Below are 21784 nucleotides of genomic sequence, written 5' to 3' on the forward strand. Positions count from 1 at the left end.
CGAGCCATGCCGACCCCACCACCCGTGCGCGGGCTGCACCATTTCGCCTGGCGCTGCCGCGACAGCGAGGAAACCCGCCGCTTCTACGAAGACCTGCTGGGCCTGCCGCTGGCCCACGTCATCAAGAGCGACCACGTGCCGAGCACGGGCGAGTACTGCCCCTACGTGCACATCTTCTTCCGCATGCGCGACGGCTCGTACATCGCCTTCTTCGATCTCGGCGACGACGTCGCCGCGCTGCCCTCGCCCAACACGCCCTCGTGGGTGAACCACATCGCGCTGCGCGTGGACTCGGTGGCCGACCTGCTGGCCGCCAAGGCGCGGCTCGAAGGCGCGGGCGTCGAGGTGCTGGGCGTGACCGACCACCACATCATCGAGTCGATCTACTTCTTCGACCCCAACGGCATCCGCGTGGAGCTGACCACGCCGACCGTGCCGCAGGCCGAGATGGACGCGCATGCGCTGCGCGCCCATGCGGACCTCGATGCATGGACCGCGCGCAAGGCCGAGCTGCGTGCTGCGAGGGGTGCATCGAATGCCTGATCTGCAACTCGCCGTCATCGACGTGAAGCCCGGCGCGGCCATGGAGAGTCAGTCGGGCCTGCAGCTGCTGCGCCCCCGCATCTACGGCGCCTATCGCGCGCCGCAGGGCCCGAAGAAGATTGCCGCCATCGTGATGCACCCCACGAGCAACTTCATGGGCCACTACCTGATCGGCCCGCTGGCCGAGCGCGGCATCTGCTGCATGGGCCTCAACTCGCGCTTCGTGGGCAACGACACCGTGCTGCTGATGGAGCGCGCCATCCAGGACCTGGGCGCAGGCGTGCAGTACCTGCGCGCGGCCGGCTACGAGAAGGTGTTCCTCGTCGGCAACTCGGGCGGCGCAGCGCTCTCGGCCTTCTACCAGGCGCAGGCCGAAAAACTCACGGCCACGCACCTGCCCGACGGTGACCCCACGCACCTGCACCCGAGCGACCTGCCGCCGGTGGACGGCATCGCCCTGTGCGCCGCGCACCTGGGCCGCACCCGGCTGATGCGCGACTGGATCGACCCCTCGGTCACCGACGAGCACGACCCGCTCTCGGTCGACCCCGAGCTCGACATGTACGACGCGCGCCACCGCGTGCCCTACGACAGCGACTTCCTTGCGCGCTTCAGCGCCGCGCAGAAGGCGCGGCTCGACCGCATCGAGCAGTGGTGCCTCGACCGCCTCGCGCTGCTGCGCAACACGCCCGGCGCGCCGCGCGACCAGACCTTCATCGTCTACCGCACGCACGCCGATCCGCGCTGCGTGGACCTCTCGCTCGACGCCAACGACCGCCTGCCCGGCAGCGTGTGGGGCGACGCGCGGCAGGTGAACTACTCGGCCAACGCGATGGGGCGCACCACCTCGCTCACGGCCTTTCTCTCGCAATGGTCCTCGCGCTCGCAGGCCGACGGGCCGACGAATCTCGCGCGCACCACGGTGCCGAAGCTGCTGCTGACCTACACGGGCGACCAGTCCACCTTCCCGAGCACGCGCGGTGCGTGGATGGCCGCGGGCGGCTCGCGCATCCGCAACGTCGACATCGTCGGCGGCAACCACTATCTCGCGGGACAGCCGGAGCTGGTTCCGAAGGCGGCGGATGCCATCGCCGAGTTCGCGCACGCGCTGTAGGGCACGCATGGAAAACTTCGCTTTCGCGCCGGCCTACGAGCTGCCGGCCTGGCCCTTCACCCCGCCGCCCGAGTTGGGCAACACGAAGCCCGCGCGCCATCCGATCGTGATCGTCGGCGCCGGCCCCTCGGGCCTCACGCTGGCCTGCGACCTCGCGCAACGCGGCGTGCGCGCCGTGCTGCTGGACGAGGACGACACCGTCGGCGTGCGCGGCGCCTCATCGCGCGGCATCTGCTACGCGCAGAAGAGCCTGGAGATCTTCGAGCGCCTGGGCATCTACGAGCGCATCGCGGCCAGGGGCATCACCTGGTCCTTCGGGCGCACCTTCTCCGGCGAGCAGGAGGTCTACAACTTCAACCTGCAGGCCAACAGCGTCTCCAGGCAGCCGCCCTTCATCAACCTGCAGCAGTTCTACATCGAGTGGTTCCTGGTCGAGCGCATCATCGAACTGGGACTGACCGACCTGCGCTGGAAGAACCGCGTCACGCGCGTGGAGCAGCTCGCCGACGGCGTGCGCCTGGAAGTCGAGACGCCTGCCGGCAGCTACACCATCGAGGCCGACCGGCTGATCGACGCCACCGGTGCCAACAGCGCGATCCGCACGCAGCTCGACATCGAGACGCACTCCTCGCGCAGCACCGACCGCTGGTGCATCAGCGACGTGCGCTTCAAGAAGCCGTTGCCCACCGAGCGCTGGACCTGGGTGGATGCGCCCTTCAACGAAGGCCGCGGCGTGTGGCAGCACCTGATGGCCGACGGCGTGTGGCGCATCGACTACCAGATGCCCGAGGACTGCGACACCGCCTACATCAGCAAGCCCGAGGTGGCGGGGGCGCGGCTGCGCGAGCAGCTCGGGCCGGACGTGGAGTTCGAGTTCGTCTGGATCGGCCCCTACGGCTACCGCGACCACCTGCTCGACAGCTTCCGCCACGGCCGCGTGTTCTTCATCGGCGACGCGGCGCACGTGGTGAGCCCCTTTGGCGCGCGCGGCGGCAACAGCGGCATCCAGGACGCGGCCAACCTCGGCTGGAAGCTCGCGCTGGTCGCGCAGGGCAAGGCCGGCGACGCGCTGCTCGACAGCTACGACGCCGAGCGCCAGCCCGCCGCGAAGCAGAACCTGCAGGTGACGAGCCGCTCGGCGCGCTTCCTCGCGCCGCGCTCGCCGGCCGAGCACACGCTGCGCCGCGCCGTGGTCGCGCTGGCGGCGCGCCATCCTTTCGCGCGGGCGCTGGTGAACACCGGCCGCATGTCGGTCGCCAACGACTACCCCGCCGCGCCGCTGCTGCCCGAAGGCGCGCGCTCGGTGCAGAACCTGCCGCTGTGTTGGTCCGACGGCCGCGAGACCACGCTGATGCAGCTGCTGGCCGAGGGCACGCATTGCATCGGCCTGTGGTTCGCGCCGACGCGCGGGCAGGCGATGGCGGCGCTCGACGCCACGGCCTCCTTGCCGCTGCGCCTGCTGGCCGTGGGCGGCGACAGCGGCCTGCCCACGCTGCAGGCCGACGAGAAGCTCGCGGCCCATCTCGGCGCTGGCAACGCGGGCAGCTTCGTGCTCGTGCGTCCCGACGCCTACCGAGCCGCCGTGCTGGCGAACGCCACGCCCCAGGCCATCGCCTCCGCCGTGCGCACCGCACTGGCCGCCAACGAGCGCAACCCATGATCACCGAGCCCCGCATCCCCGACCCCGACGGCTTCTACGCCGCGCTGCTCGCCGCCCACGAAGGCCGCAGCGAGGCGCAGAGCGCCGACCTCAACGCGCGCCTCGTGCTGCTGCTGGCCAACCAGTGCGCCGACCAGGACGTGCTGCTCGCCTGCATCCGCGCGGCAGCCGAAGAAGAACCCACGACGACAACGGACGACGACAACACCCCATGACCACGACCGTTTCCTTCGCATCCGCCTCCGACACGCGCGAGCAGAAGCCCCGGCTGCAGCAGCTCGGGCCCGGCGCCTACGGCTACATCAGCGACTTCGATCCCAACTGCGGCTTCGTCGTCGGCGACGAGCACGTGGTGCTGATCGACACGCGCCCCACGCCGCGCATGGCGCGCGACTTCCTCGCAGCCATCCGCACGGTGACCGACAAGCCGATCCGCACCATCGTGCTCACGCACTACCACGCGGTGCGCGTGATGGGCGCGAGCGCCTTCGACGAGGTGCGCGACATCGTCGCCAGCAGCGGCACGCTCTACTGGATTCGCACGCGCGGCCAGGCCGATTTCGATTCGGAGGTCGGCCGCTTTCCGCGCCTGTTCGCGGGCGTCGAGGAAATACCGGGCCTGACCATTCCCACGACGGTCTTCGATCGCGAGACCACGCTGCCGCTGGGCGGCGGCCGCGAGCTGCGGCTGATGTCGCTGGGCCGCGGCCATTCGGGCGGCGACGCGGTCGCGTGGCTGCCCGACTGCGGCGTGCTCTTCTCGGGCGACGTGGTCGAGAACCGCTGCGGCGTGTATGCCGGCGACGCCTACATCGGCGACTGGGCCGGCACGCTCGACGCGGTGGCGGCTCTGAAGCCGCGCGTGCTGGTGCCCGGCCGTGGCGCCGTGCTGCAGGACGAGGCCGCATGCGTCGAGGCCATCGGGCTCACCAAGGCATTCCTCTCGACGCTGCTCGAGAGCGTGAAGGCCGGCATCGCGGCGGGCGAGACGCTCAAGGGCTGCTTCGCGCGCGCCGAGGCGGCGATGACACCGCGCTTCGGCGACTGGCCGGTGTTCCAGCACGTGCTGCCCTTCGATGTCTCGCGCGCCTACGACGAGCTGCGCGGCATCGAGCACCCGGTGGTGTGGACCGCCGAACGCGACCGCGAGCTATGGCAAATCTTGCGCGGCGAATGACCTGAAACTATTTCAAAACAAGCAACGGAGACAAGAGACGATGAAGCGATTTTTTCTTCCCCTGCTGGCCTCGGCCTTCGCGCTGGCCGCCGGCCTCGCATCGGCGCAGCCGGCGGCCTATCCCGCCCAGCCGATCAAATGGATCGTGCCCTACGTGGCCGGCGGCGGCACCGACAACCTCGCGCGCACGCTGGCCGAGGCGATGCAGCCGTCGCTCGGGCAGCCGCTCATCATCGACAACCGGCCGGGCGCTTCCACCAACATCGGCGTGGGCGTGATGATGCAGGCCAAGCCCGACGGCTACACCATCATGCAGGCGGAGAACGCCGCGCTGCTCTTCAACGAGCACATGTTCGCCAAGCTGCCCTACAAGCCCGCGAGCGACTTCACCTACATCGGCACCATCGGCCGCTTTCCGGTGGCGCTGGTGGTGCACCCCGACTTTCCCGCGAAGAACGTGGCGGAGTTCGTGCGCTACGTGAAGGCCAACCCCGACAAGGTGAGCTACGCCTCGCCCGGCAACGGCTCGCCGCACCACATGGCGATGGAACTCTTCAAGCAGAAGGCCGGCCTGAGCATCACGCACGTGCCGTACAAGGGCGCCGCGCCGGCCATGACCGACGTGATGGGCGGCCAGGTGCCGACGATGATGCTGGACTTGGCCTCGGGCCTGCCGATCATCAAGTCGGGCAAGGTGCGGGTGCTGGCCATTGCGCTGCCGCAGCGCGCGGGCGCCCTGTCCGAGGTGCCGACCTTCGTCGAGGCCGGCTTTCCCGACGTCAACGCCTATGCCTTCCACGGCCTGATCGGTCCGGCCGGCATGCCGCCGGAAGCGGTGGCGCGGCTCAACGCCGAACTGCACAAGGCGATGAAGGCGCCGAAGGTGGTGAAGCTGTTCGCGGACTTCGGCTTCGAGGCGCTGCCGGGGACGCCGCAGGACTTCTACAAGCTGTCTCGCGCGGAGAGCGGGCGCTGGGGCAACATCATCAAGACGGCCGGCGTGAAGCTCGATTGACGAACCGAGAGCCCCGGCTTTTCACTTCGCTTCGCTACGTGTAACTCCACCCCCGAGGGGGAGGCGCGGGGGGGGGGGGGGGGGGGCCCGCCGCGCGCGGCCCCCCCCCGCCCGAGGTGCAGCGGCAGGTACACAGCCATGCCCGCGAGCATCGTGCCGAGCACGCCGCGCCGCCAGTAGAAGTACGCGGCGCCGACCACCGCCGCATACAGGCGGGCGTCGTGCAGCGTGGTGATGAGGTGGCCCTGCGTCATGACGATCTCGGGCGCAATCACGCCCGCGAGCGCGGCGGCCGGCGCGTAGTGCAGCGCGCGGTGCGCCCAATCGGGCAGGCCCCAGGGCCGGTCGAGGATGAAGAAGAAGCAGCGCGTGAGCACGGTGACGAGCGCAAGCCCGACGATCACGCCCAGGGTCCACCAGTCCGTGGTCGCGCTCACTTGTCGTCCTCCGCCGTGGGATCGAGGCCGAATTGCTTTTCGAGCCAGAAGCACAGCAGCACGGCCACGCCGATGGCGGCCACGATGTTGAGCTTCAGCGGCAGCGCATAGGCCGCCACGGCCGTGGCGCCGGCGATCAGCCCGGCCAGCACGCGCAGCCGCGTGGTCGCCATCGAGCAGACGATGGCCACCAGGCTCAGCACGCCCGCGAAGCCCAGGCCCCATTTCTGCGGAATGAAGTTGGCCAGCGCGACGCCCAGCAGGCTCATGCCCATCCAGGCGCACCAGGTGACGAAGTAGTTGCCGGTGAGGTAGGCCTCCTGGGCTTCCTGCTCGGCGATGGTCAGCGGTGGCTTCGGGTACTTCTTGGTGAAGAGCGCGTAGCTCATGTCCGCCGTAAGGTAGCCGTGCAGCATGCGGCGCCAGCGCGGCATGTGCATGAGGTAGGGGCGCAGGTGCAGGCTGAACACCACGAAGCGCAGGTTGACGCAGAAGCCCGTGGCCAGGATCACCCAGGCCGGCGCGCCCGCGAACAACAGCGGAATGGCCGCGAGCTGCGAGCTGCCCGCGTAGACCAGCAGGGTCATCGCCACGGCCTCGAGCACGCTCATGTTCGACTTGACCATGGCCACGCCGGTCATCAGCCCCCAGGCGCCGATGCCGAGCGCCACCGGAGACATGTCGCGCATGCCGATGCGGAATTCCGGTCGGCCGCGGATGCTTTGCGAGAGAAACATCAGCCGAACACCTGCCCGGGCTTCAGGTCGAAGCCGCGCAGGAAATCGGCCACGGCGAGGCGCTTGCCGCCCGGCCGCTGGAGTTCGGTGACGGCGACAACCGAATCGCCAGCCGCCGCCACGGCCACGCCGGCATCGCTGACGGCGAGGATCGTGCCTGGCGCGGCCGATGCCATGGGTGACGGCACCGCATGGGCCGCCCAGAGCTTGATGGTTTCGCCATCGAGTGGGCTGTTGGCGCCGGGGAAGGGGTCGAAGGCGCGGATGCGGCGCACGATGGCGTCGGCCGGCTGGGCCCAGTCGATCAGCGCCTCGTGCTTCTCGACCTTGCTGGCGTAGGTGACGCCTTCGGCTGGCTGCGGCGCGCGCACGAGCGCGCCGATATCCGCAAGCGCCTCGACGATCATCCTTGCGCCCAGTTCGGCCAGCCGGTCGTGCAGGCGGTCGGTGTTGTCGTCGCCGATGTCGACGGCCTCGCGCAGCAGCATGTCGCCGGTGTCGAGCCCGGCGTCCATCTGCATGATGGTGATGCCGGTCCGTGCGTCGCCGGCCTCGATGGCGCGGTGGATCGGCGCGGCGCCGCGCCAGCGCGGCAGCAGGCTCGCATGGATGTTGAGGCAGCCGTGCACCGGCAGGTCGAGCACCCACTGGGGCAGGATCAGGCCGTAGGCCGCGACCACCATCACGTCGGGCCTGGCGGCCAGCAGGGTGTCGCGCGCGGCCGAGGCTTCGTCGGGGTACTTGCCATCGAGCCGCAGGCTGCGCGGCTGGGCCACGGGCCAATTGTTGGCGACCGCGCATTGCTTGACGGGCGACGCCTGCAGCTTCATGCCGCGGCCGGCGGGCCGGTCGGGCTGGCTCATTACCAGCACCACGTCATGGCCGGCGGCGGCAATGGCCTCCAGCGCGACGCGCGCGAACTCGGGCGTGCCCGCGAAAACGACTCTGAGGCGGCTCAATCGCGGATCCGATCGAGCTCGAGATCGTCCCCCGTGTGATAGCGCCGGACCACGCCGGTCGGATCGATGTAGATGTACAGCATGCGGCGCTCGTTCACGGCCTTGTAGCGCCAGGTCCAGACGACACCGTCGAAGGAGCTGACGCGGGTGATTTCATAGGGGCGGCCGTAGAAGGCCACCACATCGTTCTGGCGCCACTGGTCGACCTTGATGTCCTGGCCGAAGCGCGCCTCGCTGAGCACCTGCGTCACCGAGACCACCTTGCCCGAGGCGTCGACATCGATGTCGGTCACCTCGAAGCCGGCCGGCATGCGCGAGTACTGCAGCCGCTCGCCGCCGCCCGTCAGCGGGTAGCGGCCCGTGGGCGCGCCCAGGCGCTGCAGGGTGTCGGCGGCCGTGGCGCCCGGCTGGACGCGCGTGGGCTCGTTGGCGCAGCCGGCAAGACCCAGGGTGGCGACGGCGACGACCGCCTGTGCGGCAAGGGAACCGAAACCGCGTGCGCGCATGGGATCAGGCCCGTTCGCGCAGGTCTTCGCGCTGCTGCTTGAGCAGCTTGCTCTTGATGCGGTTGCGTTTCAGGGGGGAAAGGTACTCGACGAACACCTTGCCCAGCAGGTGGTCGAGCTCGTGCTGGATGCACACGGCGAGCAGGCCGTCGGCCTCGATGGTGCGCGATTCGCCGTTCTCGTCGAGCGCCTGCACCTTGACCGAGGTGGATCGCATCACGCCGTCGTAGATGCCTGGCACCGAGAGGCAGCCCTCTTCGTTCAGCACCTTCTCGTCGCTGGCCCAGGTGATCTCGGGGTTGATCAACACGATCGGCTGGTTGCGCTCCTCGGAAATGTCGATGACGACGACGCGCTCGTGCACGTCGACCTGGGTCGCCGCCAGGCCGATGCCGCTGGCGTCGTACATGGTTTCCAGCATGTCGGCGACCAGCGCCTTGACGCGCGCGTCGACGCCCTGCACCGGCTTGGCCACCGTGTGCAGGCGTTTGTCCGGGTAACTCAGAATGATTCGTTTGGCCATGAAATCGGGGGAAAGTTGTGGCTATTTTCGCCAATTCCGCGACTCAAGGCGCCGCAGGAGCCCGAAATCGTTGCCCTCCAAAGGGCTTCAGCGCAGAATTCGTAGCAAATTGTGAGATTCGTATGCGCCGCGCTACCGTGGGCGCTCACCCATCCAGACATGAAAAAGCTCAGACTCACCGAACGCCAGCGCCCCTCCCTCCTCGCCACGCTGACAGCCCTGGCGGTCATCGGCAGTTGCGGCGCCACGACAGCCTGGGCCCAGAACTACCCCGTCACCCCGCAGCAGCGCGCCACGGCGCAGCAGACCGCCCAGGCCGGCGTGCCGCTGAGCGAACTGTCGCCCAAGGCGCCGGACGAATACACCGTCAAGCCCGGCGACACGCTCTGGGCCATCTCCCGCCTCTACCTGCTGCGCCCCTGGCGCTGGCCGGAGCTGTGGGGCATGAACATCAATGAAATCGCCAACCCGCACCGGATCTATCCGGGCCAGGTGCTCTACCTGGACAAGAGCGGCGGCCGCGCCCGCCTGACCACCCGCCGCGGCGGCTTCAGCGGCGACGGCGGAACCATCAAGCTGTCACCTCGCACCCGTTTCGACTCGCTGGCCGGCATGGCACTGCCCACGCTCAACCCGAGCATCATCGAGCCCTTCCTCAGCGAACCCATCGTGGTGGACGCCGGCACGCTGGAAAGCGCGCCGCGCATCGTCGCGGGCAACGACAGCCGCGTCCTGTTGTCGCGCGGCGACCGGGCCTATGCCCGCGGCAGCGCCGAAGCGCCGCTGGTCGAGGTGCCGGGACCGGTGCAGAACTTCCGGATCTTCCGCAACGCCACGCCGCTGAAGGACCCGGGCACGGGCGAAATCCTCGGCTACGAGGCGCAGTACCTGGGCAAGGCCCGGCTGCAGCGCGGCGAGTCGACCACGGTCGAGACGGTGGAAGACAAGGACGTCATCACGGTGGTGCCCGCCAGCATCGACATCGTCGCGTCGCGCGAGGAAATGCGCGCCGGCGATCGCCTGCTGCCCGAGCCGCCGCGCCAGCTGCTGAGCTACGCGCCGCGCGCGCCCTCCACCCAGGTGGACGGCCGCATCGTGTCGGTCTATGGCAACGCGGTGCAGTTCGCGGCACAGAACCAGGTGGTGGCCATCAACAAGGGCACGCGCGACGGCATCGACAACGGCCATGTGCTGGCCATCCTGAAGAACGGCGAAACCATCCTCGACCGCACCGGCGCCCGCAAGGAAACCATCAAGCTGCCGAACGAACGCATCGGCCTGCTGATGGTGTTCCGCACCTTCGAGAAGGTGTCCTACGCGCTGGTGCTCGAAATCAACGACACTCCGCGCGCCGGCGACTTCCTCGTCAACCCCTGACCAGCGACCCCCCGGCTTCATTCCTCGCACATTCGTTTGGAACGCGCAGAACTCGCAGGCTGGCTGCGGCTTTCATTGACGCCCGGCATCGGTGACGGTGCCGCACGCCGTTTGCTCGCGGCCTTCGGGCTGCCCGACGGCATCTTTGCGCAGCCCCCTGCCGCGCTGCGCGAGGTCGTCTCCGTGGCCCAGGCCGAAGCGCTGCTGCAGCCGCCTCCCGGCCTGCAGACGCAGATCGACCAGACCTGGCAATGGCTGCAGGCGGCCGATGGCGGCGTCTCGCGCCGCATCGTGACGCTGGGCGACAGCGGCTATCCGGCCTCGCTGCTTGAAATGGCCGACCCGCCGCTGATGCTCTACGTGCTCGGTGCCACGGACTTCGACCTCACGCAACTCGGCCACAGCATCGCCGTCGTGGGCAGCCGCAATCCGACGCCGCAGGGCGCCACCAACGCGCGCAGCTTCGCGCGGGCGCTGGGCGAGGCGGGGCTGCCCGTGGTGTCGGGCCTCGCGCTGGGCGTCGACGGCGCGGCGCACCAGGGCGCGCTCGATGCGGCCGGCGATGCGCCCCGGCTCGCAACCGTGGCCGTGGTGGGCACGGGGCTCGACCGGGTCTACCCCGCGCGGCACCGCGACCTGGCGCACCGCATCACGCTGCAGGGGCTGATCGTGAGCGAGCTGCCCCTGGGCACGCCGCCGCTCACGCAGAATTTTCCGAAGCGCAACCGGCTCATCGCCGGGCTGGCACGCGGCACGCTGGTGGTCGAAGCGGCGCTGCAGTCGGGCTCGCTGATCACGGCGCGGCTCACGTCGGAGCAGGGCAAGGAAGTGTTTGCGATCCCGGGCTCGATCCATTCGCCGCAATCGCGCGGCTGCCATGCGCTGATCCGCCAGGGCGCGAAGCTCGTGGAATCGGTCAACGACATTCTCGAAGAGCTGCCGCCCCTGCAGCCGCGAGCGGCGGCGACGCCCGCGTCCGGAAATGGAAGCACGGCTGCCGTCGCCACCGACGAAGACCCGCTTCTGGAAGCCCTCGGCCACGAGCCCGTGAGCCTCGATGCCCTCAGCGCGCGCACCGGCTGGAGCGCCGCGGCACTCCAGGCGAAGATGCTCGAGCTCGAGCTGGACGGCCATATCGCACGCCTGCCCGGCGGCCTCTTCCAGAGAACGGCCATCGGCTGATTCCCGGGCCCCAGGCCGCGCCCTTTTTTTGCGGGGGCCGCCGCGCACGGCCGCCCGAAGCGGCCGGCCCGCCCCCGGCAGGGGGAAGGAGAAGTGACACGAAGTGCACGAAGCCTGGGGGTGAGCCACCTTACTGGGCTATATTGGGCTCATGTTCGAAGTGCTTGTTTTTGTGTACGAAAACTATTGGCGCGGCGATGCCTGTCCCGAACCCGATCAGCTGGGCCGCAAGCTCAGCGCACACGGCTTCGAGGCAGAGGAAATCCGCGAGGCCCTTCACTGGCTCGACGGCCTGAGCCTTGCCACGCAAGGCATGCAGATCGAGCGCAGCGCCAACGACGAGGGAAGCGCCACGGTCGTTCTCCGGGGCACCCCCGAAGCGGCCATGCCGCAGTCCGCCGATGCGATGCGCATCTACTCGCAGGCCGAGCAGGAGCACCTCGGCGCCGAGTGCCTCGGCTTCATCCGCTTTCTCGAATCGTCGAACGTGCTGCCCTGCGGCCTGCGCGAGATCGTCGTCGAGCGTGCCATGGCGGCGCCCGGCGACCCGGTCGCACTCGACGAGTTGAAAATCATCGTATTGATGGTGCACTGGAGCACGGGCATCGAACCCGATGCGCTGGTGCTCGACGAGCTCTGCGAGTCGCGCGAGGGCCGCACGGCACACTAGGCGCCGCAGGAGCTGGCTGCTAGTTCAGCAGCCGCTCGGGATTCGCATCCAGCTTCGCCAGCGCTTCGCGCGTGGCACGCACCGTGAGCGTTTCTTCTTCCGCCGGCACCAGCAACCCGGCCTGCAGGTAGGTCGCCAGCCGCCCCGCCTGGATCAGGAAGCTGCGTCCATCCGACGACGCGAACAGGTGCAGCTGCTTGCGATCGCTGCGCCAGACGAACTGCACCTGGCTCACGCGGTCGTTGTGGTCCAGCATGAACCAGTTGCCCACCTGCAGCTCATGCGCCCAGGCGAGCATGTCCTCGGGCACCTTGGTGCCGGCGGCGTCGGGAATGACCTCGATCGAGGCCGCATCCACGCCCAGCAGCAGCTCGATGCTGTGGGCATCGAGCGGCAGGTCGGCGGTGCCGCCCACGTCGGACACGAAATCTTCCAGGTGTGCCAGCCGCTCGGCCATCGCCTCGATCTTGGCCTGCGGGATCGCCTCGGTCTTCGACAGGAAGGCGTCGGACAGCGTGGCGCCGATGGTCTTGATGTGCGCCTCCTGCGGCTCGTCCACGATGCCGAGCAGGGCCATCCCCTGGCGCAGTCGCTGCAGCAGCTGCGGCAGATCCTGGATCACGCGGGCGCGGTCGGTTCGGTTGGGCTTGGCGCTCGCGGCCCATACCAGCTCCGAAGCCACGCGCTTGAGCATCACGGTCTGTTCGCCCTGCGCGCCGTAGCGCAGCGCGGCAATGGCGAGAACCTCGGCCCAGACCTTGAAGAGAAACTCCCGGATCTCGTCGCGCACCGGCATGTCGTTGAGCATCTTGCGCAACTCGATGGTGTACTGGATCGCCATCGTCTCCTTCTGCTCGACCTGCTGCGCCACGCTCATCACGCGCTGCGTGGTGTCGCTCTGGGTCAGGTAGCGGTTGAGGAAGGCGACGAATTCGTCGAACACCAGCTTGAACACGCGCTGGCCGGTTTCGGGATACTGCTCGATCACCTGCACGACGCGGCGGATCTCGCCTTCGAGCGCGCTGCCGGTGATGGCGGCCGCATCGAAGCCCATCACGCAGGAGCCCATGCGGTCGATCAGCATGCGCGCGGGGTGCTGCAGCGTGCCGAAGAACTCGGGCTCGGCGATGGCCACGCGCAGCACCGGCATCTGCAGGCGCGCGAACCACACGCGCGCCGAGAACGGAATGCGCTCTTCGGCCAGGATGGCCTGGAACATCAGCGCCACGATCTCGACCGTGGCCTTGTCGGCCGTGGTGGGCGCGCGCTTCTTGAGTTCGGTGGAGCGCCGGCGCAGGTCGACGGCGGTCTGCTGAATCAGCGTGGCCTGTTCGCCCGCGCCATCCATGTACTGCGTGGCGGCCATCCGGTAGGCGACCTCGGCGTCGGCGATGGCGCCGGCGAAGGTCCTGGAGAACACGCGGGGCGCCGCGCCGCCGCCCTGGCCCGGTTGGCCGCCGCCGCCCGTGGCGCGCCCTTCCGCACCCCCGGCCTGGAACTGTGCGGCGGCACCGCCCGCGTCACCGCCGATGCGCGCAGTCACGAAGCGCTTGAGGCTCAGCAGTGCGGTCTGCGCACGTTGCCGCGCGATCATCAGCGGCGAGCCGCCGGTGGTCGACGTGGGCGCCATGGTCGAGGGCATGGACGCCTGCTGATGTCCTTCGAATCCGTACCCGGGGCGCTGCGCAATGGTAGAACCGCCGGTCATGCCGCTGTCGACCGGCGCGACGCCCGATCCGCCGCCGCCTGCATTGCCCGTGCGCCGGACAAAGCTCTTGAGATCGATCTCCTGCATCACGCCATTGGCGATCAGATAGGCATTGGCGCTCTCGTAGGCCTTGACGATCACCTCGACCAGCCCCTGCTGCACCGTGTCCTGCACACGGGCCCACAACCCGCGGCTCAGGCCTGCCGCCAGCCACTGGTCGACCAGCAGCTTGGCCAGCGTCTCGGGCTTGAGCACGTCCTTGGCGTCGAGCTCGGTCGTGCCTTCGAGGTGCTGGATGCGCAGGCGCAGGTCGCTGAGCTCGAAGCTGGCCTTGTCGTGGATCATCTGCGCGAGGCGCGAGGAGAGGATGTTGCTCTCCACTACTTCATTGCCGATCAGTTCGAGCCGCAGCGCCGCAGGCGCGGTCATGGCGCCGGATGTGGTGCCCAGCGCCTTGCGCCAGCCGGCCTGCGCGAGCGTCACCCATTGCGTGGCGTGGCCCTGGAACGCGACGAAGTCGTCGCGGTTTTCCTGCATGGAACGGGCGTTGCCGACCTCGGAGGCCAGGGCCGTCAACCGGTCCCGGATCGCGCCGGCCAGCGGCGCAATGGCGCCCTCGGTGGCCGATACGAAACGCTCACGCGTCTCGCGTGCGAGCTGCAGGGAAGAGGCGGACCGCGCAATGCTCATTGAAAAGTCGGGAAGGCCAGGATGGTCGATTCGTCGGCAACAACTGCGAGCTTGCATCGGGAAGCGCCACCGCACAAGTGCGGAGAGCGCCCGGCGTTGCATGCGAACCGCGGTGGCAGCCGGGCCACCGCCGCTGTGTTGAACCCCGAAGTATCCGTCAGACCACGGCGCCGGCGTTCGGGTCGTCCTCGGATTCGCCGTCGCGCTTGGCCGGGCCGCCCTTGATGAGGTCTTCGCGCTTCACGCCGAGCCACATGGCGATCGCCGCCGCCACGAAGGCCGACGAGTAGATGCCGAAGCAGATGCCGATGGTCAGCGCCAGCGCGAAGTAGTGCAGGGTCGGGCCGCCGAAGAAGAACATCGACAGCACCACCAGCTGGGTGGAGCCGTGGGTGATGATGGTCCGGCTGATGGTCGAGGTGATCGCGTTGTCGATGATCTCGGTGGTCGACATCTTCCGGTAGCGGCGGAAGTTCTCGCGGATCCGGTCGAAGATCACGACCGATTCGTTCACCGAATAGCCCAGCACCGCCAGCACCGCCGCCAGCACCGCCAGCGAGAACTCCCACTGGAAGAAGGCGAAGAAGCCCAGGATGATCACCACGTCGTGCAGGTTTGCCAGTACGGTGGCCAGCGCGAACTTCCACTCGAAGCGAAACGCCAGGTAGATCATGATGCCGACGACCACCATGCCCAGGGCCTTCAGGCCGTTGGTGGTGAGTTCGTCGCCGACCTGCGGGCCGACGAATTCGTTGCTGCGCAGCTCCACCGTCGGCTCGGCCACCTTCAGCGCGTCCATCACCTGTGCGCTCTGCTGGGCGGAGGTCACGCCCTTCTTCACGGGCAGGCGGATCTGCACCGACTTGCCGAAGCTCTGCACCTGCACTTCGGTGTAGCCCAGCCTGCCGACGATGTCGCGCACCTTGCCGACGTCGGCCGACTGTGTGTATGCCACTTCCATCACCGTGCCGCCGGTGAACTCCACCGACAGGTGCAGCCCGCGGTGGAACAGGAAGAACACCGCCAGCGCGAAGGTGACGAAGGAGATGATGTTCAGCACCAGCGCGTGGCGCATGAACGGGATGGTCTTGTGGATGCGGAAGAATTCCATGGCTGCCTCTTCTGCCTCTTACTTGGTTTCGGCCACGGCCGCGCCGTCGGTCTTCGGCCGCCACACCGTGCCGATGGACACCGTCTTGAGCTTCTTCTTCTGGCCGTACCAGAAGTTCACGAGGCCGCGCGAGAAGAACACGGCCGAGAACATCGAGGTGACGATGCCGATGCAGTGCACCACCGCAAAGCCGCGCACCGGACCCGAGCCGAAGGCCAGCAGCGCGATACCCGCGATCAGCGTGGTCACGTTGGAGTCGAGGATGGTGCCCCAGGCGCGTTCGTAGCCCGCATGGATCGCCGCCTGCGGCGACGCTCCGTTGCGCAGTTCCTCGCGCACGCGCTCGTTGATCAGCACGTTGGAGTCGATTGCCACGCCGATGGCCAGCGCCATGGCCGCGATGCCCGGCAGCGTGAGCGTGGCCTGCAGGATCGAGAGAATGGCCACCAGCAGCATCAGGTTGACGGCCAGCGCGATCGACGAGAACAGGCCGAACAGCGCGTAGTAGATGCACATGAACACCATGATCGCGGCGAAGCCGTACATCACGCTGTCGAAGCCCTTCTTGATGTTCTCCGCACCCTGCGTCGGGCCGATGGTGCGTTCCTGGATGATTTCCATCGGCGCGGCCAGCGAGCCGGCGCGCAGCAGCAGCGCGAGGTCGTTGGCTTCGGACACGGTCATCGAACCTGACACCTGGAAACGGTTGCCCAGTTCGCCGTTGATCGACGGGGCCGTGAGCACTTCGCCCTTGCCCTTCTCGAAGATCAGCATGGCCATGCGCTTCTTGTAGTTCTCGCGGCTCACGTCACGCATGATGGTGCCGCCCTTCGAGTCCATGGTCAGGTCGACCTTGGGCTGGTTGCTCTGCTGGTCGAAGCCGGGTTGCGCGTCGGTGAGGTTCTCGCCGGTGACGAGCACCTGCTTCTTCACGATCACCGGGCGGCCCTGGCGGTCGAGGAATTTCTCGGAACCGAAAGGCACCGGCCCGCCGCTCAGTTCGGCCGAACGGCCTTCGGCGCTTTCGTCCACCATGCGCATTTCGAGCGTGGCGGTGCGTCCGATGATGGTCTTGGCCTGGGCCGGGTCCTGCATGCCGGGCAGTTGCACGACGATGCGGTCGATGCCCTGCTGCTGGATCACGGGTTCGGCCACGCCGAGTTCATTGATCCGGTTGTGCAGCGTCGTGACGTTCTGCTTGAGCGCCGCGTCCTGGATGCGGCGCGCGGCCTCGGGCTTGATGCTGGCCACGATGCGCCATTCGGCGCCCTGCTGGCTCTCGACGGTGCTGAGGTCCGGCATCGTGTCCTGGATCAGGCGCCGGGTGGTTTCCAGGCTGTCGGCGTCGCGCAGCGTGATTTCGACGGTCTGGCCGTTGCGGTTCACGGCGCTGCCGCGCACCTTCTTCTCGCGCAGCCCCATGCGGATGTCGCCGGCGAAGGATTCGGCCTTCTTGTCGAGCACGCCGCGCATGTCGACCTGCAGCAGGAAGTCGACGCCGCCGCGCAGGTCGAGGCCCAGGTACATCGGGAAGGCGTGCAGCGCGGTCAGCCACGAGGGCGAGCGCGACACGAGGTTCAGCGCCACCACGTAGGAGGGTTCGTCCGCGTTCGGCACCAGGGCCTGCTGCAGCGTATCGCGCGCCTTGATCTGGTCGTCGGTGGTGGCGAACCGCGCCCGCACCGCGGTGGGTTCGAGGCTCAGCAGTTCGGGCGTGAGGCCGGCCGTCTTGAGCAGCTCCTGCACCCTGGCCCGGGTCGACGCGTCGATCTTGACGGTCGACTTCGCAGCCGACACCTGCACCGCAGGCGCCTCGCCAAAGAAATTGGGCAGGGCGTAGATGAGCCCCACGAGCAACACGACCACGATGATCGCGTACTTCCAGACCGGGTAACGGTTCATGAGAAAGCGCTTTTTCTGAAACGGAACACGGCGTGAATTGGGGCCCTGCGCCGCAAGGCGCAAGGTTCAGCTCACGCTTTTATTGCTTGACGGCGCCCTTGGGCAAGACCTGCACAACGGCGCTGCGCTGGATCTTGATCTCGATGCCGTTGGCGATTTCGAGGCCGAGGTACTGGTCGCCGATCGAGGTGATCTTGCCGAGCACCCCGCCGGCGGTGGCGACTTCGTCGCCCTTGGCCAGGGCCTCGATCATGGCGCGGGCTTCCTTCTGGCGCTTCATCTGGGGCCGGATCATGACGAAGTACAGCACCACGAACATCAGCACCAGCGGCAGCATGCTGCCGAGGGAGGACAACATGTCACCGCCGCCGGCTGCAGCGGGCGCGGTCTGGGCGAAAGCAGAGGAAATGAACAAGAGAGTCTCCAGCAGAGGGAAGAGAAAACGATGGGAGCGCAGGACGTGCCCGCGGTTCCTTGGGCTTCGCGGCCGCGAAGGAGGCGGACCGCAAGTCAAAGCGCGGCGGGGCTTGGCCGCGCACAGCACCGGCCATTGTATTCGGCGCAGATGACCGCTCCGCGCGCTTATCCGGCGCGGCCGGGAGGGCTTTCCGGGCAGAGGATTGCGCGCCGTTTCGCTATGTTTTGAATAGCAACGGGCGCTCATCGGGCGCCCGTTGCATGGTCAACCAGCCCTGAAGAGCCCTGAAGATCAGGCCGCCGCGCGCTGCCCCTGCGGATTGCGCCACTTGGCCATCAGCTCGCTCCAGCGGGTGCGGGCCGCCGCCAGGTTGCGATCCTTCACGTGGCCGTAACCGCGGATCTGCTCGGGCAGGGCCGCGATTTCCAGCGCCAGCGCGTAGTTGTCCGCGCGCAGGCCTCCGATCACTTCCTCGATGCTGGCGCGGTACTCGCCGATCAGCGCGCGCTCGGTCTTGCGCTCCTCGGTGCGGCCGAAGATGTCGAGCGCCGTGCCGCGCAGGCCCTTCAGCTTCGCGAGGAAGCGGAAGCCCGTGAGCATCCAGGGGCCGAACTTCTGCTTCTGGAGCTGCCCCTTGGCGTCCTTCTTCGCGATGAGCGGCGGCGCCAGGTGGTAGTTGAGCTTGTAGTCGCCCTCGAACATGCCTTCGACGCGGTCGAGGAAGCTGCGATCGGTGTGCAGGCGGGCGACTTCGTACTCGTCCTTGTAGGCCATCAGCTTGAACAGATAGCGCGCAACCGCTTCGGTCAGCGCGGTGCTCTTGCCGGCGGCCGATTCGGCCTGCTGCACCTTGCCGACGAACTGCCTGTATTCGTCGGCGTAGGCGGCGTTCTGGTAGCCGGTCAGGAACTCGACGCGGCGCGCGACCAGGCTTTCGACCGATTCGCGCTTCTTGAACTCGATGACCTGGCCGGGACGCACGCGCTTTTGCAGCTCCTCAGGACGCACCGCCGCCTGGCGGCCCCATTCGAACGCCGTCTTGTTGTTCTCGACGGCCACGGCGTTGAGTTCAATGGCGCGCATCAGCGACTCGTGCGCCAGCGGGATCCAGCCCTTTTGCCAGGCGTAGCCCAGGATCATCGGGTTGACGTAGATGCTGTCGCCCATCAGCGTGGTGGCGGCGGCATCGGCGTCGAAGGTGCCCACGCCGTCGACGCCCACGGCGCGCGCGATCTCGGCGGCGCAAGCGTCTTCGGGGTTCTGCCAGTTGGCGTTGCGCACGAAAGCCGCCGTCGGCGAGCTGTGGCTGTTGAGCGCCACGTGCGTGCGCCCTTCGCGCATGCGCGCCATGGTTTCGCCGTTGACCGTGACCAGCGGATCGCAGGCCAGGATCAGGTCGGCCGCCGCGGTGCCGACGCGCGTGGTGCGGATGTCGTCCTGCGTGTCGCCGATGAGCACGTGGCTCCAGGTGGCGCCGCCCTTCTGCGCGAGGCCGGCCGCATCCTGCGTGACGATGCCCTTGGCCTCGATGTGCGCCGCCATGCCGAGCAGCTGGCCGATGGTGATCACGCCGGTGCCGCCGACGCCCGCCACCACCACGCCCCAGACCTTGCCGCCGACCAGCGACGGAATCGCGGGCTCGGGCAGCAGGCCGAACTCGGCCGGCGTGGCGCCCTTGTTCTTGCCCTTCTTCTTGAGCTGACCGCCTTCGACGGTGACGAAGCTCGGGCAGAAGCCCTTCAGGCAGCTCATGTCCTTGTTGCAGCTGCTCTGGTTGATGGTGCGCTTGCGGCCGAACTCGGTCTCCAGCGGTTCGACCGACAGGCAGTTGCTCTGCACGCTGCAGTCGCCGCAGCCTTCGCAGACCAGCTCGTTGATGACCACGCGCTTGGCCGGATCGACGGCCGTGCCCCGCTTGCGGCGGCGGCGCTTCTCGGTCGCGCAGGTCTGGTCGTAGATGATGGCCGTGGTGCCGGGGATCTTGCGGAACTCGCGCTGCACCTCGTCGAGCAGGTCGCGGTGCTTCACCTGGACATGGTCGCCGGGGATGCTCACGCCCTCGTACTTCTCGGGCTCGTCGGTCACGATCACGACCTTCGCGGCGCCCTCGGCATGCAGGCTCTCGGCAATCTGCAGCACCGAGTGGCCTTCCGGCCGCTCGCCGACCTGCTGGCCGCCGGTCATGGCGACCGCGTCGTTGTAGAGGATCTTGTAGGTGATGTTCACACCCGCCGCGATGCTCTGGCGGATGGCGAGCAGGCCGCTGTGGAAGTACGTGCCGTCGCCCAGGTTCGCGAAGATGTGCTGGTCAGTGGTGAAGGGCTGCTGGCCCACCCATGGCACGCCCTCGCCGCCCATCTGCGTGAAGCCGATGGTGGAGCGGTCCATCCAGGTCGCCATGAAGTGGCAGCCGATGCCGCCCATGGCGCGCGAGCCTTCGGGCACCACGGTGCTGGTGTTGTGCGGGCAGCCCGAGCAGAACCAGGGCTGGCGCGTGGCGTCGGCCACGCTGGTGGAGGCCTGCTGCACCACCATCGCGCGTTCCTTGGCTTCGAGGATGGCGAGTTGGGCATCGATGCGCGCGGCCATGTCAGCGCCGGCGGCGGCCAGCAGGCCGGTCTTCTTCAGGCGCGAGGCGATGGCCTTGGCGATCAGCGCGGGGTTCAGGTCGGCATTGGCGCGCAGCAGGGTGTGCGCGGTCGGGTTGGGCATCGACCATTCGCCGCCCGAGTAGCCCTCGGCCGCGTGCACTTCGCCCTCGTCGAACTTGCCGACCACGTTGGGGCGCACGTCGGAGCGCCAGTTGTAGAGCTCTTCCTTGAGCTGATATTCGATGACCTGGCGCTTCTCCTCGACCACCAGGATCTCCTGCAGGCCGGTGGCGAATTCGCGCGTGAGCTGCGCCTCGAGCGGCCACACCACACCCACCTTGTGCAGGCGGATGCCGAGCTGGCGGCAGGCCGCGTCGTCCAGGCCGAGGTCGATCAGCGCCTGGCGCGTGTCGTTGAAGGCCTTGCCGCTGGCCATGATGCCGAAGCGGTCGTTCGGGCCCTCGATCACGTTGTGGTTCAGCCGGTTGGCGCGGATGTACGCCAGCGCGGCATACCACTTGTAGTGCATGAGCCGGGCTTCCTGCTCCAGCGCATGGTCGGGCCAGCGGATGTGCAGGCCGCCGGGCGGCATCTCGAAGTCGGTGGGGATGACGATCTCGACGCGCTCGGGGTCGATCATCGCCGTGGCGCTCGACTCGACGATCTCCTGGATCGTCTTCATGCCCGACCACACGCCCGAGAAGCGGCTCATGGCGAAGGCATGGATGCCCAGGTCGAGGATTTCCTGCACGCTCGTGGGGAAGAACACCGGCGTGCCGCAGGCCTTGAAGATATGGTCGCTCTGGTGCGCGGCCGTGCTGCTCTTGGAGATGTGGTCGTCGCCCGCCACCGCGATCACGCCGCCGAATTCGGTGGTGCCGGCCATGTTGGCATGCTTGAAGACGTCGGAGCAGCGGTCCACGCCCGGGCCCTTGCCGTACCAGATGCCGAACACGCCGTCGAACTTGTTGGTGCCCGCGGGCGAGAAGCCCAGCTGCTGGGTGCCCCACAGTGCGGTGGCCGCCAGCTCTTCATTCACGCCGGGCTGGAAGACGATGTTCCGTTCCTTGAGGAACTTGCTTGCCTTCCACAGCGCCTGGTCGTAGCCGCCAAGCGGAGAGCCGCGGTAGCCGCTGATGAACCCGGCGGTGTTCTTGCCGGCCTGCTTGTCGCGCAGTTGCTGCAGCATGGGCAGCTTCACGAGGGCCTGGACGCCGCTCATGAAGGCACGGCCGTAGTCGAGGGAGTACTTGTCGTCGAGCGTGACGGTTTCTAGCGCCTTGCGGATGTGCTCGGGCAGCGGGGCGTTCATGGTGTCTGTCTCCGTATGGCAGGGCCTTGTGGGCCTGGCTGATTGCTTGGGTCTGTGCCCGGTAGGGCGCGAGCCCATGGTCACGCAAAGTGTATGCCGGGGTCGGCGACAGGTGTTTGCGTTCTTTGCCTCTAAAAAGCGGCTTCCAGAAA

General features: G+C 68.2%; 18 protein-coding genes and 1 pseudogene. 9 read left to right on the forward strand and 10 right to left on the reverse strand.

Annotated features, from left to right (window positions below; genetic code table 11):
* Positions 1-6 precede the first annotated feature (6 nt).
* The 6 genes from ACCD11_RS12185 to ACCD11_RS12210 are packed head-to-tail and all read left to right on the forward strand — an operon-like array spanning position 7 to position 5509.
* Positions 7-543, forward strand: a complete 537-nt coding sequence (locus ACCD11_RS12185; RefSeq protein ID WP_413314042.1) for a VOC family protein — start codon at positions 7-9, stop codon at positions 541-543.
* Complete coding sequence (locus ACCD11_RS12190) at positions 536-1657, forward strand: alpha/beta hydrolase family protein (RefSeq protein WP_413314043.1); 1122 nt, start codon at positions 536-538, stop codon at positions 1655-1657. The genes ACCD11_RS12185 and ACCD11_RS12190 overlap by 8 nt, the downstream gene beginning before the upstream one ends.
* Before the next feature lie 7 nt (positions 1658-1664).
* Complete coding sequence (locus ACCD11_RS12195) at positions 1665-3317, forward strand: FAD-dependent oxidoreductase (protein ID WP_413314044.1); 1653 nt, start codon at positions 1665-1667, stop codon at positions 3315-3317.
* Positions 3314-3532 carry a DUF2783 domain-containing protein gene (locus ACCD11_RS12200; RefSeq protein ID WP_007829071.1) on the forward strand — a complete coding sequence of 73 codons (219 nt, stop codon included), beginning with the start codon at positions 3314-3316 and terminating at the stop codon, positions 3530-3532. The genes ACCD11_RS12195 and ACCD11_RS12200 overlap by 4 nt, the downstream gene beginning before the upstream one ends.
* Positions 3529-4494 (forward strand): MBL fold metallo-hydrolase, encoded by a 966-nt coding sequence (locus ACCD11_RS12205; protein ID WP_413314045.1) that lies wholly within the window; start codon positions 3529-3531, stop codon positions 4492-4494. Before ACCD11_RS12200 ends, ACCD11_RS12205 begins: the two co-directional genes overlap by 4 nt.
* A 40-nt stretch (positions 4495-4534) precedes the next feature.
* Positions 4535-5509, forward strand: coding sequence for a Bug family tripartite tricarboxylate transporter substrate binding protein (locus ACCD11_RS12210; RefSeq protein ID WP_413314046.1), 975 nt, complete (start codon positions 4535-4537; stop codon positions 5507-5509).
* A 104-nt stretch (positions 5510-5613) separates the two neighbouring features.
* Here the strand turns inward: ACCD11_RS12210 and ACCD11_RS12215 are convergent.
* The 5 genes and pseudogenes from ACCD11_RS12215 to def all read right to left on the reverse strand — a co-directional run.
* A pseudogene (locus tag ACCD11_RS12215) lies at positions 5614-5946 on the reverse strand (AzlD domain-containing protein); the annotation flags it as partial.
* Positions 5943-6683 carry an AzlC family ABC transporter permease gene (locus ACCD11_RS12220; RefSeq protein WP_413314047.1) on the reverse strand — a complete coding sequence of 247 codons (741 nt, stop codon included), beginning with the start codon at positions 6681-6683 and terminating at the stop codon, positions 5943-5945. The pseudogene ACCD11_RS12215 and the gene ACCD11_RS12220, both read right to left, overlap by 4 nt.
* Entirely contained in the window at positions 6683-7642 is a 960-nt protein-coding gene (fmt, locus tag ACCD11_RS12225) for a methionyl-tRNA formyltransferase (protein ID WP_413314048.1), read from the reverse strand. The genes ACCD11_RS12220 and fmt overlap by 1 nt, the downstream gene beginning before the upstream one ends.
* The gene (locus tag ACCD11_RS12230) at positions 7639-8148 is read right to left on the reverse strand and encodes a hypothetical protein (RefSeq protein WP_413314049.1); all 510 of its coding nucleotides are present in this window, start codon (positions 8146-8148) and stop codon (positions 7639-7641) included. The genes fmt and ACCD11_RS12230 overlap by 4 nt, the downstream gene beginning before the upstream one ends.
* Positions 8149-8152: 4 nt before the next feature.
* The gene (def, locus tag ACCD11_RS12235; protein WP_056592978.1) at positions 8153-8671 is read right to left on the reverse strand and encodes a peptide deformylase; all 519 of its coding nucleotides are present in this window, start codon (positions 8669-8671) and stop codon (positions 8153-8155) included.
* 159 nt (positions 8672-8830) lie between these two features.
* Here def and ACCD11_RS12240 point away from each other — a divergent pair, with 159 nt between their 5' ends.
* The 3 genes from ACCD11_RS12240 to ACCD11_RS12250 all read left to right on the forward strand — a co-directional run bounded on the left by ACCD11_RS12240 (position 8831) and on the right by ACCD11_RS12250 (position 11900).
* Positions 8831-10048, forward strand: a complete 1218-nt coding sequence (locus tag ACCD11_RS12240; protein WP_007829086.1) for a LysM peptidoglycan-binding domain-containing protein — start codon at positions 8831-8833, stop codon at positions 10046-10048.
* A 36-nt stretch (positions 10049-10084) separates the two neighbouring features.
* Positions 10085-11230 (forward strand): DNA-processing protein DprA, encoded by a 1146-nt coding sequence (gene dprA, locus ACCD11_RS12245; protein ID WP_413314050.1) that lies wholly within the window; start codon positions 10085-10087, stop codon positions 11228-11230.
* 151 nt (positions 11231-11381) lie between these two features.
* Entirely contained in the window at positions 11382-11900 is a 519-nt protein-coding gene (locus ACCD11_RS12250; RefSeq protein WP_007829088.1) for a DUF494 family protein, read from the forward strand.
* Between the two features lie 19 nt (positions 11901-11919).
* On the opposite strand, the gene ACCD11_RS12255 is transcribed toward ACCD11_RS12250, so the two are convergent.
* From ACCD11_RS12255 to ACCD11_RS12275, 5 genes are all read right to left on the reverse strand, one after another.
* Complete coding sequence (locus tag ACCD11_RS12255) at positions 11920-14298, reverse strand: DUF1631 family protein (RefSeq protein ID WP_413314051.1); 2379 nt, start codon at positions 14296-14298, stop codon at positions 11920-11922.
* 157 nt (positions 14299-14455) lie between these two features.
* Positions 14456-15409 carry a protein translocase subunit SecF gene (secF, locus tag ACCD11_RS12260; RefSeq protein ID WP_007829090.1) on the reverse strand — a complete coding sequence of 318 codons (954 nt, stop codon included), beginning with the start codon at positions 15407-15409 and terminating at the stop codon, positions 14456-14458.
* A gap of 18 nt (positions 15410-15427) precedes the next feature.
* Positions 15428-17311: a protein translocase subunit SecD gene (secD, locus tag ACCD11_RS12265; protein ID WP_413314052.1), complete on the reverse strand. Its 1884-nt coding sequence runs from the start codon at positions 17309-17311 to the stop codon at positions 15428-15430.
* A 79-nt stretch (positions 17312-17390) separates the two neighbouring features.
* Positions 17391-17726: a preprotein translocase subunit YajC gene (yajC, locus tag ACCD11_RS12270; RefSeq protein WP_007829092.1), complete on the reverse strand. Its 336-nt coding sequence runs from the start codon at positions 17724-17726 to the stop codon at positions 17391-17393.
* A gap of 294 nt (positions 17727-18020) precedes the next feature.
* Positions 18021-21632, reverse strand: coding sequence for an indolepyruvate ferredoxin oxidoreductase family protein (locus ACCD11_RS12275; protein WP_413314053.1), 3612 nt, complete (start codon positions 21630-21632; stop codon positions 18021-18023).
* Positions 21633-21784: the final 152 nt, after the last annotated feature.

This window comes from Variovorax sp. Varisp36 (assembly GCF_047304235.1).
Classification (GTDB): Bacteria; Pseudomonadota; Gammaproteobacteria; order Burkholderiales; family Burkholderiaceae_C; genus Variovorax.

What these genes read in the sequence shown, in the direction of transcription:
- secD (WP_413314052.1), bottom strand. Translation starts at nt 17,311, where the DNA reads ATGAACCGTTACCCGGTCTGGAAGTACGCGATCATCGTGGTCGTGTTG.
- ACCD11_RS12200 (WP_007829071.1), top strand. Translation starts at nt 3,314, where the DNA reads ATGATCACCGAGCCCCGCATCCCCGACCCCGACGGCTTCTACGCCGCG.
- ACCD11_RS12210 (WP_413314046.1), top strand. Translation starts at nt 4,535, where the DNA reads ATGAAGCGATTTTTTCTTCCCCTGCTGGCCTCGGCCTTCGCGCTGGCC.
- ACCD11_RS12205 (WP_413314045.1), top strand. Translation starts at nt 3,529, where the DNA reads ATGACCACGACCGTTTCCTTCGCATCCGCCTCCGACACGCGCGAGCAG.
- ACCD11_RS12220 (WP_413314047.1), bottom strand. Translation starts at nt 6,683, where the DNA reads ATGTTTCTCTCGCAAAGCATCCGCGGCCGACCGGAATTCCGCATCGGC.
- ACCD11_RS12230 (WP_413314049.1), bottom strand. Translation starts at nt 8,148, where the DNA reads ATGCGCGCACGCGGTTTCGGTTCCCTTGCCGCACAGGCGGTCGTCGCC.
- ACCD11_RS12250 (WP_007829088.1), top strand. Translation starts at nt 11,382, where the DNA reads ATGTTCGAAGTGCTTGTTTTTGTGTACGAAAACTATTGGCGCGGCGAT.
- ACCD11_RS12195 (WP_413314044.1), top strand. Translation starts at nt 1,665, where the DNA reads ATGGAAAACTTCGCTTTCGCGCCGGCCTACGAGCTGCCGGCCTGGCCC.
- ACCD11_RS12240 (WP_007829086.1), top strand. Translation starts at nt 8,831, where the DNA reads ATGAAAAAGCTCAGACTCACCGAACGCCAGCGCCCCTCCCTCCTCGCC.
- secF (WP_007829090.1), bottom strand. Translation starts at nt 15,409, where the DNA reads ATGGAATTCTTCCGCATCCACAAGACCATCCCGTTCATGCGCCACGCG.
- ACCD11_RS12255 (WP_413314051.1), bottom strand. Translation starts at nt 14,298, where the DNA reads ATGAGCATTGCGCGGTCCGCCTCTTCCCTGCAGCTCGCACGCGAGACG.
- ACCD11_RS12190 (WP_413314043.1), top strand. Translation starts at nt 536, where the DNA reads ATGCCTGATCTGCAACTCGCCGTCATCGACGTGAAGCCCGGCGCGGCC.
- ACCD11_RS12185 (WP_413314042.1), top strand. Translation starts at nt 7, where the DNA reads ATGCCGACCCCACCACCCGTGCGCGGGCTGCACCATTTCGCCTGGCGC.
- ACCD11_RS12275 (WP_413314053.1), bottom strand. Translation starts at nt 21,632, where the DNA reads ATGAACGCCCCGCTGCCCGAGCACATCCGCAAGGCGCTAGAAACCGTC.
- def (WP_056592978.1), bottom strand. Translation starts at nt 8,671, where the DNA reads ATGGCCAAACGAATCATTCTGAGTTACCCGGACAAACGCCTGCACACG.